The sequence below is a fragment of the Nonomuraea sp. NPDC048892 genome (assembly GCF_040649735.1).
In the GTDB taxonomy this organism is placed as follows: Bacteria; Actinomycetota; Actinomycetes; order Streptosporangiales; family Streptosporangiaceae; genus Nonomuraea; species Nonomuraea maheshkhaliensis.
In genome coordinates, this window is sequence record NZ_JBEZFZ010000002.1 from 469,777 (window position 1) to 482,204 (window position 12,428).

The 12,428-nt window shown below is 73.2% G+C and carries 7 protein-coding genes; 5 read left to right on the forward strand and 2 right to left on the reverse strand.

Annotation, left to right across the window (positions count from 1 at the left end; translation table 11 throughout):
• Positions 1-18: 18 nt before the first annotated feature.
• A complete protein-coding gene (locus AB0C28_RS07555) occupies positions 19-1,302 on the forward strand; it encodes a M20 family metallopeptidase (protein WP_358073393.1) in 1,284 nt (427 codons plus the stop codon).
• 62 nt (positions 1,303-1,364) lie between these two features.
• Positions 1,365-4,298: a glycoside hydrolase family 2 TIM barrel-domain containing protein gene (locus AB0C28_RS07560; RefSeq protein WP_358073394.1), complete on the forward strand. Its 2,934-nt coding sequence runs from the start codon at positions 1,365-1,367 to the stop codon at positions 4,296-4,298.
• Between the two features lie 221 nt (positions 4,299-4,519).
• Here AB0C28_RS07560 and tuf read toward each other — a convergent pair whose 3' ends face one another.
• The gene (tuf, locus tag AB0C28_RS07565) at positions 4,520-5,728 is read right to left on the reverse strand and encodes an elongation factor Tu (protein WP_357841859.1); all 1,209 of its coding nucleotides are present in this window, start codon (positions 5,726-5,728) and stop codon (positions 4,520-4,522) included.
• 229 nt (positions 5,729-5,957) lie between these two features.
• Positions 5,958-7,253, reverse strand: a complete 1,296-nt coding sequence (locus AB0C28_RS07570; protein ID WP_357841862.1) for a UDP-glucose/GDP-mannose dehydrogenase family protein — start codon at positions 7,251-7,253, stop codon at positions 5,958-5,960.
• Positions 7,254-7,555: 302 nt separating this feature from the next.
• On the opposite strand from AB0C28_RS07570, the gene AB0C28_RS07575 reads away from it, so the two are divergent.
• The 3 genes from AB0C28_RS07575 to AB0C28_RS07585 are packed head-to-tail and all read left to right on the forward strand — an operon-like array spanning position 7,556 to position 12,337.
• Positions 7,556-9,439, forward strand: coding sequence for a S9 family peptidase (locus tag AB0C28_RS07575; RefSeq protein WP_358073395.1), 1,884 nt, complete (start codon positions 7,556-7,558; stop codon positions 9,437-9,439).
• A complete protein-coding gene (locus AB0C28_RS07580; protein WP_357841867.1) occupies positions 9,403-10,713 on the forward strand; it encodes a serine hydrolase in 1,311 nt (436 codons plus the stop codon). The genes AB0C28_RS07575 and AB0C28_RS07580 overlap by 37 nt, the downstream gene beginning before the upstream one ends.
• Before the next feature lie 34 nt (positions 10,714-10,747).
• Positions 10,748-12,337, forward strand: coding sequence for a helix-turn-helix domain-containing protein (locus tag AB0C28_RS07585; RefSeq protein WP_358073396.1), 1,590 nt, complete (start codon positions 10,748-10,750; stop codon positions 12,335-12,337).
• Positions 12,338-12,428: the final 91 nt, after the last annotated feature.

The following is a 12,428-nucleotide window of genomic DNA, read 5'->3' on the forward strand; positions in this document are numbered from 1 at the left end:
TCGGGGGCGGCGCTACGGGTGGCGTTGCGGGAGGCGCTGAGCCGGGAGCTGCCCGCCGCGGCGGCGTTGCGACGCGAGCTGCACGCCCTGCCCAGGGTGTCGGGCCAGGAGGAGCCCACGCTCAAGCGGGTGCTCGACGCGCTGCCGGAAGGAGCCGTGGAGCACGTGGCGGGCACGGGCGCGGTGCTGCGGATCGGTGGGGCGGGGCCGGCGGTGGGGATGCGCGGCGAACTGGACGCGCTGCCCATCGCCGAGCAGACGGGCGTGCGGTGGGCCTCGGTCAACGGCGCCATGCACGCCTGCGGCCACGACGTCCACCTCGCCGCCGTCGTCGCCCTGGCCCGCGCCGTCGCCGCGACCGGCGCCCGCGAGGCACAGCCCCGCGGTGCACATACCCTCGCGCCGTTGCTGGTCGTGTTGCAGCCGCGGGAGGAGACCTTTCCCTCAGGGGCGCTCGACGTCGTCGCGTCCGGGGTGCTCGGGCGGCACCGGGTGCATGCCATGATCGGCGCTCACGTGCAGCCGGTGCTGGCCGGGGGCACGATCGCCTGTGCGCCCGGGCCGGTGAACGCCTCGGCCGACGAGTTCAGGGTGACCGTCAGGGGAGCCGAGGGCCACGCCGCCTACCCGCATCTGATCCGAGACCCGGTGCTGGCCATGGCGCAGGTGATCGTGGCGGCGCAGCAGCTGGTCAGCAGGGTCGCCGACCCGATGGTGCCGACCGTGGTCACGTTCGGGACGGTGAACGCGGGCAGCACGCCCAACGCGGTCCCCGGCGAGGCGGTGGCCAGGGGCACGCTGCGGACGATGTCCCGCAAGTGGCGCGAGCGGCTGCACGAGCGGTTCGCCCAGGTGGTGGAGGACACCGCGCGCGCGTACGGGTGCGTGGCCGAGGTCGAGATCCTGCCCGGCGAGCCGATCCTGGTCAACGACCGGGCCTTGGCGGTGCGGGCGGGGGAGCGGCTGCGGGAGCAGGGGTGGACGGTGGACGACGAACTGCGCTCGTGCGGGGCCGACGACTTCGCGCGTTACGGCGAGGTGGCGCCGTCGCTGATGATGTTCGTGGGCGTGGACACCGCGGCCGGCCTGCACAGCCCCGGGTTCCTGCCGGACGACGACGCCGTGGGCGCGGTCGCCGAGGCCCTGCTGGCCGGCTACCTCGCCGCCTCGCCACCGGCCGTTGGCGGCCCGTCGCCGGGCACGTCGGGCACGTCGGGTGCGCGTAGGCCGTCGTCGGATGCCGGGGGCGTGTCGTCCTCCGGGGGCCGGACCAGCCGGGCCGCGGGCCCGTTCGAGGGATGATCCGTTACGGACGAAGACCTCAACGCTGACGAAACCAGGTCGAACCTCTAGGCTCGGCCGTGATGGACCTCGAAACTTTCTTCCCCGGTTCGGGCCGCCTCGAACCCCGGGCAGCCTTCCGTACAGACGCCCCTTCCCTCGATCTCAACGGGACGTGGCGCTTCCGCCTGTCGCCGACCGCGAACGTCCCCGAGGACTTCGCCGGGCCCGACTACGACGACTCGGGCTGGGACGACCTCCCCGTGCCGTCCCACTGGGTCCTGCACGGTCACGGCGCGCCCGCCTACACCAACGTCGTCTACCCGATCCCCGTGGACCCGCCGCGGGTCCCCGACGAGAACCCCACGGGCGACTACCGCCGCGCCTTCGACCTGCCCGAGGGCTGGACCGGCGGGCGGCTGCGGTTCGAGGGCGCGGAGTCCTTCGCCCGCGTCTGGCTCAACGGCCACGAACTGGGCTTCTCGACCGGCAGCCGGCTGCCCGTCGAGTACGACGCCGGCCCGTACCTGCGTCCAGGCCGCAACGTGCTGGCCGTGCGCGTGCACCAGTGGTCGGCCGCCACGTACCTGGAGGACCAGGACATGTGGTGGCTGCCCGGCATCTTCCGCGACGTCACGCTCACCCGCTCGGCCGCAGACGTCTTCGTGCGCGCGTCCTACCAGGACGGGCGCGGCACGCTGAGCTTCGACGGCCCCGGCACGCTGAGCGTCCCCGAACTCGGCGTCGAGAACCTCGAACCGGGCACCGAGATCACCCTCGACGTCCGCCCGTGGACGGCCGAGACCCCGCACCTGTACGACGCCGTGGTGACCTGCCCCGGCGAGACCGTACGGCTGCGCGTCGGCTTCCGCACCATCTCCATCGAGGACGGCGTGCTCCTGGCCAACGGCCGGCCGCTGCTGCTCAAGGGCGTCAACCGGCACGAGTTCCATCCGGAGCACGGGCGCGCAGTGCCGTACGAGACGATGCGCGAGGACGTGCTGCTGATGAAGCGGCACAACGTCAACGCGGTCAGGACCAGCCACTACCCGCCGCACCCCGACTTCCTCGACCTGTGCGACGAGCTGGGCCTGTGGGTGATCGACGAGTGCGACCTGGAGACGCACGGCTTCGGCGGGTTCGGCTGGCGCGGCAACCCCACCGACGACCCCCGCTACAAGGACGCCCTGCTCGACCGCATGCGCCGGATGGTCGAACGCGACAAGAACCACCCCAGCGTCATCATGTGGTCGCTCGGCAACGAGGCCGGCGTCGGCCGCAACCTGGCCGTCATGGCGGACTGGACGCGCGAGCGCGACCCGTCCAGGCCGCTGCACTACGAGGGCGACTGGACGTGCGCCCACACCGACGTCTACTCCCGCATGTACGCCTCCCACGCCGAGGTCGAGGCCATCGGCCGGCGCGAGGAGGACCCGCTCGACGATCCCGAGCTGGACGCGCGGCGGCGGCAAATGCCGTTCCTGCAGTGCGAGTACGCCCACGCCATGGGCAACGGGCCCGGCGGCTTGGCCGAGTACCAGGAGCTGTTCGAACGCTATCCGCGGCTGGCCGGCGGGTTCGTCTGGGAGTGGATCGACCACGGGCTGACGCATCCCGAGCACGGGTACGCCTACGGCGGCGACTACGGCGAGCCCGTGCACGACGGGAACTTCGTCATCGACGGGCTCGTGTTCCCCGACCGGACGCCGTCCCCCGGGCTGATCGACCTGAAGAAGGTGTTCGAACCGGTCACGTTCGAGTTCGGCGACGGGGTCGTGCGGGTCGTCAACGGTCACGGTTTCACCGATCTGTCCCATCTGCGGTTTGTGGCCACCGTGCAGGTCGAGGGGGAGACGGTCGCCGAGCACCGCCTCGACGTGCCCGCGCAGGGCGGCGAGTGCAAGCTGCCCGGCTTCCCGGACAGGCCCGGCGGCGAGCGGTGGCTGACCGTACGCGCCGAGCTGGCCGCGGACGAGCCGTGGGCGCCGGCCGGGCACGAGGTGGCCTGGGGACAGGCGCTGCTGACCCTGCACGATCCCGCCCCGAACGACCTCCTCACCGCCTTCACCCGCACCGCCACCGCGTCGGAGGCCACTGAACCGGCCGACGCCGTGCCGGCCGCCACTGTGCCGGCCGCCACTGTGCCGGCCGATGGAGTGCCGGCCGACGGAGTGGAAGCCGGCGACGGGCCGCGTGACGGCGTCGGACTCCGGTACGGCGGCGGCGCGGGCGCCCGGGACGAGGTGATCGCGGGCGACTCCGCGTTCGACGCGGCCACCGGGCGGCTCATTCGCCTCTTCGGGACGGACGTGGAGGGGCCCAGGCTCGACCTGTGGCGGGCCCCGACCGACAACGACCGGGCCGACGGCCTGGCGGACAAATGGCACCGTCTCGGCCTGCACCGGCTCACCCACCGGGTGGACGAGATCACCGTGGGCGAGGAGCTGACCGTGCGCACCCGGGTCGCCCCGGCGGCCACGAATCTGGGCATGCTGGCCACGTACCGGTGGACGTTCGACGGCGGCCTGCGGCTCGTCCTCGACATCGAGCCGGAAGGCGCCTGGCGCGACCCGGTCGCGCGGATCGGGGTGACGATGACGCTGCCCGGCGCCGCGGTGGACCGGGTGACGTGGTTCGGGCCGGGGCCGGGGGAGGCGTACCCGGACACGGGCATGTCGGCCCGGGTCGGCCGATGGTCGGCCACGGTCGAGGAGCTGCAGACGCCGTACGTCCGCCCGCAGGAGAACGGGCACCGCGCCGACGTGCGGTGGGCCGAGCTCGGCGGGATCCGGGTGTCCGGCGAGCCCATGTTCGGGCTGACCGCGCGCCGCTGGAGCGCCGCCGAGCTGGCCGCCGCTCGGCACCGGCCCGACCTGGTGGCGGGGGACCGGCTCCACCTCCACCTCGACCTCGCCCACCAGGGCATCGGCACGGCCACCTGCGGCCCGCGCCCGCTGCCCGCCTACGACCTGATGGCCCGCCGCACCACCCTCCGCCTCCGCTTCGACCGGGCCTGAACGCCCGGCCCCCCGCACGGAACGGAAGGAACCAGCGGGTCGCAAAGGGCAGGGCCCAGGCCCACGCCACACAGCAGGCCCGCGCCGCACGGCGCGGCTTGCGCCGTGACAGGCCGGGCCCGCGCCGGACATGAAGCGGCCGGGTCCCGAAGGACGGGACCCGGCCGTTGGCGGGTGGATGACCTGCCCTGGCGGAGGTCAGGCGACCTCCGCCGGGGGTGTCAGGCGACCTCCGCCGGAGCGGAGGGCCGGACGATCTCAGCCGGAGCGCTGAGGACGGTGCCGGCGCCGACCGTGAGGCCGCCCTCGCGGATCGCGAAGCCGAGCCCCGCCTCCAGCGCCACCGCTTTGCCCAGCTCGACCGCCACCTCCACCGTCTCGCCCGGACGGGCGAGGCTGTCGGCGGGCAGGACGAGCTCACCGGGCACGTCCGTCGTGCGCAGGTAGAACTGCGGCCGGTAACCGGACGCGATCGGCCGCCGCCGCCCGCCCTCCTCCGGCGTGAGGAGGTAGACGCGGGCGGTGAACGAGCCGAGGGCCCGCTGGCTGCCGGGCGCGGCCAGCACCATGCCCCTGCGCACCTGGTCCCTGCGGACCCCGCGCAGCAGCACGGCGGTGTTGTCGCCGGCCTCGCCCCGCTCCATCGTCTTGCCGAACGTCTCGACGCCCGTCACGACGGCGGAGAACCCGTCGCCGAACCCGACCGCCTCGACCGTGTCGCCGACCCGGACCGTGCCGCGCTCGATGGCGCCGGTGACGACCGTGCCGCGGCCGGTGACCGTCAGCACGTTCTCGACCGGCATCAGGAACGGCGCGTCCACGTACCGCACGGGCACGGGGATGTGCTCGTCCACCGCGCGCAGCAGCTCGTCGATCGACGCCGTCCAGACGGGGTCGCCCTCGAGAGCCCGCAGCCCGGACACTCGGACCATCGGGACGTCGCGGTAGCCGTGCTCGGCGAGCAGCTCCTGCAGCTCCAGCTCGACCAGGTCGATCAGCTCCGGGTCGGCGCCGTCGGCCTTGTTGACGGCCACGACCAGGTGCTCGACGCCGACCCGCTTGGCGAGCAGCACGTGCTCCCTGGTCTGCGGCATGATGCCGTCGTGCGCGGACACGACGAGGATCGCGCCGTCGAGCTGCGCCGCCCCCGTGATCATGTTCTTCACGTAGTCGGCGTGGCCCGGCATGTCCACGTGGGCGTAGTGCCTGGTGGCGGTCTCGTACTCGACGTGCGAGATGTTGATCGTGATCCCCCTGGAGGCCTCCTCCGGGGTGCGGTCGATCCGCTCGAACGGGGTGTACGTGGCCTGCCCGCGCGCGGCCAGCACCTTCGTGATGGCGGCGGTCAGCGTCGTCTTGCCGTGGTCGACGTGGCCCATGGTGCCGATGTTGAGATGCGGCTTGTTGCGTACGTAGGCCTGCTTGGCCATGGTTCCTTCCCTCAGGACCTGGAGTGTCGGCGTGACCCGTGTGAAGGGCCGGTCAACCTCTCCCCGCCGGGTCACGTGGACGTACGGGAAGAGGTCAGCGCTCCAGGCCGTCGCAGGCACGCCCGAGCGCGCCCGGCAGTGCGGGCGTCGCGAGGTGAGCGTGCTGGAACATGAGGAACATAGTGCGGCCTTCAGCACCGGGCCGCAACGGTTTATTCCAGCAGCCGGATCAGGGCCTTCCGACGCTCATGTACGTGTAGCCGAGCTCCCGCATCGCCGCCGGATCGAACAGGTTGCGGCCGTCGTAGAGGACCGGCCGGCGCATCACCGACGCCGCGCCCGCCCAGTCGACCTCCTTCAGCTGCGGCCACTCGGTGACCACGATCGCCGCGTCGGCCCCCTCCAGGGCCAGCTCCGGCGTCGGGTGCCGGGTCGTCGAGCTCCACGGCTCCACGGCGGCCGGGCGGGCCATCGGGTCCCAGCAGCGCACCTCGGCGCCCTCGGCCAGCAGCCGGGCGGCCAGCACCGTGCTGGGCGCCTCGCGCATGTCGTCGGTGCCGGGCTTGAACGTCAGCCCGAGCAGCGCCACCCGCATGCCCGCCAGCGTGCCCAGCTCGTCGTGGAGTTTCTGCACGGCGCGGCGCTTCTGCAGGTTGTTGACGTCGATGACGGCCGACAGGAGCTGCAGGTGGTAGCCGGTGTTGCTGGCGAGCTGGCGCAGCGCCTCGGAGTCCTTGGGGAAGCAGGAGCCGCCCCAGCCGATGCCGGGACGCAGGAAGTGGGGGCCGAGGCGGTGGTCGAGGCCGACAGCGCGGGCGACCTCCTCGACGTCGGCGCCGGTCTTCTCGCACAGGGTGGCGATCTCGTTGATGAAGCTGATCTTCGTGGCGAGCAGCGCGTTGGAGGCCAGCTTGACCATCTCGGCCGAGCGCACGTCCATCACCACGACCGGGCCTTCGACCCCCTCGTGCAGCTCGGCGATCAGGGCGGCGGTGGCCTCGTCGGCCGAGCCGATGACGATGCGATCGGGACGCAGGAAGTCGGTGACCGCCCGGCCCTCTGCGGTGAACTCGGGGTTGGCGGCGTAGCCGACGTGCGCCAGGCCCGCCGCGTCGAGCGCGGCCCGTACGCGCGCGCCCGTGCCCACCGGGACGGTGGACTTCACCACGACGGCCTTGAGGTGCGCCGCGCCCTCCAGCGACTTCACCACCGTCCACAGCCGGGACAGGTCCGCGTCGCCGGACGGCGAGGGCGGGGTGTCCACGCACACGTAGGCGATCTCGGCGCCGTCGAGCGTCTCGGCCAGGTCGAGGGTGAAGGTCAGGCGCTCCTTGTTCCTGGCGATCAGGTCGCCCAGGCCCGGCTCGTAGATGGGCACGTCGCCGGCGCGCAGCAGCGCGACCTTCTCCGGGTCGATGTCGCGGACGACCACCCGGTGGCCGAGCTCGGCCAGGCAGGCGCCGGTCACCAGACCGATGTATCCGGCGCCGAACACGGCGACGTGGCGTTCCGGCTTGCCGACCATGGCTGACCATCCATTCTCGCGGGCCACCTGAGCGGGCCCGCCGTTCGGGGGAAATTCGGGGAGATACGAGGGGAGGTGCGGGGGAGACGCGGGGCGAGATGCGGGGCGAGTGGTGCGGAAATCGGCGCGGGACCTTCACTTTTGACGTTGACCTCCACATTCTCCCCGACCGGCCGTCACCTCCTGTACACGAGCCCCTCCCCGGACGTCCCCGCACCCGGTTGGCGGTGAGCACAACGGGGGCGGCCCTGTTCGTCGCGCACGCCGAAGCAGGGGGCGAAACGGTGGCCTACGGTTCGGATATGCCACGACTCGCCTTGGAGGACCTGCACCGTTTCGCCGTCCCGTCCGATCCCGCGCTGCGCCCCGACGGCGGCGCGGTCGCGTACACGCTGACGACCGTCGACCGGGACGCCGACGAGAACCGCTCGGAGATCTGGCTCGTCTCCTGCGACGACACCGGCGCGCGGCCGCGCCGGCTGGCCACGGGCAGCTCGCCCCGCTGGTCGCCGGACGGCCGCACGCTCGCGTTCCTGCGCCCCGCCGACGGCGGCGCGGCGCAGCTCCACCTGCTGCCCATGGACGGCGGCGAGCCCAGAGCGCTCACCTCGAACGCGCTCGGCGCCGGGGCGGCGTGCTGGTCGCCGGACGGCTCCCGCATCGCCTACGCGGCCCCGACAGCGCCGGGCGGCGCCGCGCCCGACCCGAACGCTCCCGTCGTGGCCGACCGGCTCGACTACAAGGCCGACGGGGCAGGGCTGCTGCGCGGCATCACCACGCACCTGTTCGTGGTGGACGTCGACTCCGGCGAGCCCGCGCAGATCACCGAGGGCGACTTCCACGCCGGAGAGCCGTCGTGGTCGCCGGACGGCACCCGCCTGGCGTTCGTGGCGGACATGGAGCCCGACCGCGACCTGGACTTCGGCGGCGCGGTGTACGTGGTGCCACCCGAGGGCGGCACGCCCGAGCGGCTGACCGACCCCGAGCTCGTCTGCGCGGGAGCGTGGTGGCTCGGCGGCAGACTGCTGATCGCCGGGCTGAAGGGGAAGATCGTCGGACATGTCCGGCTCTACACGCTGGACCCCGGCGGCGACGGCGGCGTGGCCGAGGTGGAGACGGGGCTCGACCGCAACGTCATGACCGGCTACCCCGGCTATCCCGGCGCCACCCCCGCGCTGCTCGGCGACGAGCTGATGTTCTGCGTCCGCGACCGCGGCTGCTCCCACCTCTACCTGGCTCCCGGGCGCCGACTCGTGTCCGAGGAGGTGAGCGTGTTCGGGGCGAGCGTGGCCGCGGGGCGGATCGCGTACGTGGCCGCGGACCCGCGTACCGCGGGCGAGGTCTACGTGCTGACGCCCGACGGAGGCGAGCCACGCCGGCTCACCGGCCATGCCCTGGCCGGCGTGGAGCCGTACACGCCGGTCCGGCGCACGTTCACCGCCCCCGACGGCACCGAGGTCGAGGGCTTCGTCCTGCGCGACGAGAACGCCGCCACCCCTGGCCCGCTGCTGCTGGACGTGCACGGCGGCCCGCACAACGCCTGGGCCCCCGTGCTCGACGGCTTCCACCTCTACCACCACGCCCTGGCGGCGCGGGGCTGGACCGTGCTGGCGCTCAACCCGCGCGGCAGCGACGGCTACGGCGAGGCGTTCTACACCGCCGCCGTCGGCGCGTGGGGCCTTTCCGACACCCAGGACTTCCTGGCCGCGATCGACGACCTGGTGGCCGAGGGCGTCGCCGACCCCGAGCGGCTGGCCGTCACCGGCTACAGCTACGGCGGCTACATGACGTGCTGGCTGACCGGCGCCACCGACCGGTTCAAGGCGGCGATCGCCGGCGGCGCCGTCACCGACCTGGCCGTCGTGGGCGGCACCTCCGACGTGGGCCACCTGCTCACGACCCAGGAGGCCCCGGGCGACCTGGCCGCCCAGTCACCGTCGACCAGGGTGGGCGAGGTCACCGCGCCCACCCTCCTGCTGCACGGCGAGAACGACGACCGGTGCCCTGTCGGCCAGTCGGAGCTGTGGTTCGCCGCGCTGCGCGAGCGGCGGGTGCCCGTCAGGCTCGTGCGCTACCCGGGGGCCTCCCACCTGTTCATCCTGAACGGCCGGCCCTCACACCGCTATGACTACAACGAAAGGATCCTCGCGTGGCTGGAGCAATGGGTCAGCGGCTCCCCGAGCTGATCGCCGAGTACGAGGTGCCGGGCGCGGCGCTGGCGTACCTGCACGAGGGAGAACTGCACGAGTTCGCCGCCGGCACCCTGAACAAGGCCACCGGCGTCGACGTCACCCCCGACTCGCTCTTCCAGATCGGCTCGGTCACCAAGGTCTACACCACCACCCTGATCATGCAGCAGATCGAGCAGGGCCGGCTCACCCTCGACACGCCGGTGCTTGAAGTGCTGCCCGAGTTCAAGGTGGCCGACGCCGAGGTCACCAAGAAGGTGACGATCAGACATCTGCTCACCCACACCAGCGGCATCGACGGCGACCTGTTCCTCGACACCGGGCGCGGCGACGACTGCGTGGAGAAGTACGTCGAAGCCTGCGCCGACCTGGCCCAGAACCACCCCCTGGGCGTCACCCAGTCCTACTGCAACTCCGGCTTCAGCATCGCCGGGCGCGTGCTGGAGAAGCTGACCGGCAAGCGCTGGGACGACGTGCTGCGCGAGGGCGTCTGCGAGCCGCTCGGCCTCACCCACACCTGGACCCTGCCCGAGGACGTGCTGCGCTTCCGCGCCGCCATGGGCCACGTGGACGGCGAGCCCGCCCCGGTGTGGGGGCTCATGCGCTCGGCGGGACCGGCGGGCCTGATCTGCGCCCGCCCCGCCGACGTGGTGGCCTTCGCCAGGGCCCACCTGGAGGGCGGTCTGCTGGAGAACCCGCAGGTCATGTGGGAGCCGCAGGTGGACATCCCCAACCCGTACGCGCTGGGCCGCCACTGGGGCGTGGGCTGGATCGTGGACGAGTGGAGCGGCCAGCGGGTCATCTCCCACGGGGGCAACACCATCGGCCAGCACGCGATGCTCTGGGCCGTGCCAGGCACCGGCACCATCGCCTGCGTCACCGTCAACGGCGGCCACTCCGGCGCGTTCACCCACCGGGTGGCGACCGAGCTGTTCGCCGAGCTCGACGGCCTCTCCGTGCCGGCCACGCTGGGCCCGCCCGAGACGCCGGTCGAGGTGGACGCCTCCCGCTACGTGGGCCGTTACGAGCGCGCGGGGGCCATCCTCGACGTGTCGCTGCGTGAGGGCAGGCCGTGGTTGCGGTTGGAGGCCACGGGCGCGCTGGCCGCGCTGGAGAAGCCGCAGGAGTTCGAGCTCGTGCCGGTCGACGACACGACGTTCGTGCTCAAGTCGCCCGAGGACCCGTCCTGGCTGTCCGCGGTCTTCTACGAGCTGCCCGACGGCTCCCCGTACGTGCACCTCGGCGCCCGCGCGACGCCGAAGACCGGCTGAGGCGGCCGCCCGCGCCGTGGACTATCGTGACCGGATGAAGAACCGCCCACGCGCCAGCCTCGGGCGGATCCTGCACGACCTCGGCACGACGGTGCTCGACGTGGCCGCATCCCCCGGCTCACTCGACGCCGAGGTGACGGGGGTGCACATCTACGACCCGCTCGACGAGCTGATCGTCCCCTCGGGGGCGATCCTGCTCGCGGTCGGCGTGCAGGGCGCGGACGACATCTGCGCCCTGCTCGCCCGGGCCCCGCACGCCACCGGCATGGTGGTCAAGCTGCCGGTGGACGTGGACGAGCGGGTGCGCGCGGCCGTGCTGGAGACCGGCGTGGCCGTGCTCGGCCTCACCCGTGCCGCCTCCTGGGCCCAGGTGGCGGCGCTGCTGCGCTCCCTGCTGGCCGAGGGCGACCTGGCCGAGCCTGGAGAGGGCGCCTACGGCGACCTGTTCTCGCTGGCCAACGCCGTCTGCGCGCTGCTGGACGCGCCCGTGACGATCGAGGACAGGTCCTCGCGGGTGCTGGCGTTCTCAGGACGCCAGGACGAGACCGACCCCGGCCGGGTCGAGACCGTGCTGGGGCTGCAGGTGCCCGAACGCTACCTGCGCCAGCTCGACGCCCAGGGCGTCTTCAAACGCCTCTACCAGAGCCACGAGCCGATCCACATCGAGCTCGACGACGACGACATCGTCAACCGGGCCGCCATGGCGGTGCGGGTCGGCGACGAGATCCTCGGCTCCATCTGGGCGGTGGTGCACGAGCCGCTCAGCCCGCAGCGGCAGCGCGCGCTCACCGACGCGGCCAAGATCGTGGCGCTGCAGCTGCTGCGCGAGCGGGCCGGGGCCGACACCCAGCGGCGGCTGCGCGCCGACCTGCTGTCCACCGTCCTCGCCGGCGGCTCCGACGCGGCCGAGGCGGCCGGCCGGCTCGGCATCGCGACCACCCGCCTGTGCGTGCTGGCCGCCCAGCTCGCGGGCGTGCCCGCCGACCCCGCGCAGGGCGAGAGCGACAGGCAGCGCTTCTGCGACGCGCTCGCGCTGCACGTCGCCGCCATCCATCCGAAGGCCGCCGCGGCGCTGGTCGGCTCCGTCGCGTACGCGGTGCTGCCGCTGGCCGCCGGCGGAGACGAGGAGGCGCGGGCCGTACGCGTGGCCGAGAGCTTCCTGGCCAGGGTCGGCCCCCGCCACGCGGCCAACATCGGCGTCGGCCGCCTCGCGCTCAGCCTGGCCCAGGTCGCCAGGTCCAGGGCCGACGCCGACCGCGCCCTGCGCGTGCTGCGCGCCGGCGGCACCGCGGGCCGGGCCGCCGGATACACCGAGGTGCACTTCGAGTCGCTGCTGCTCCAGGTCGCCGACGTGGCCGCTTCCGAGGACCAGGCGCCCACAGGCCCCTATCAGCGGCTGCTCGACCACGACGCCGAGCACGGCACCGAGCTGGCCGCCACGCTGGGGGCCTACCTCGACGCGTTCGGCGACGTCAACCAGGCGGCCGCCCGCGTCCACGTGCACGCCAACACCTTCCGCTACCGGCTCAAACGCCTGGTCGAGATCAGCGGCCTCGACCTGGCCGACCCCGACGCCAGGCTCACCGTGATGCTGCAGATGAGGATCTTCGGACGCCAGCACTAGCGGCCCCGGCTTTTTCGTGACCGGCCACGAAGAAGGGGCCGGGGGTGAGCGGAGAAGGTGGTGCTCTCCCCCCACGCTCGTCTGGAGTGCC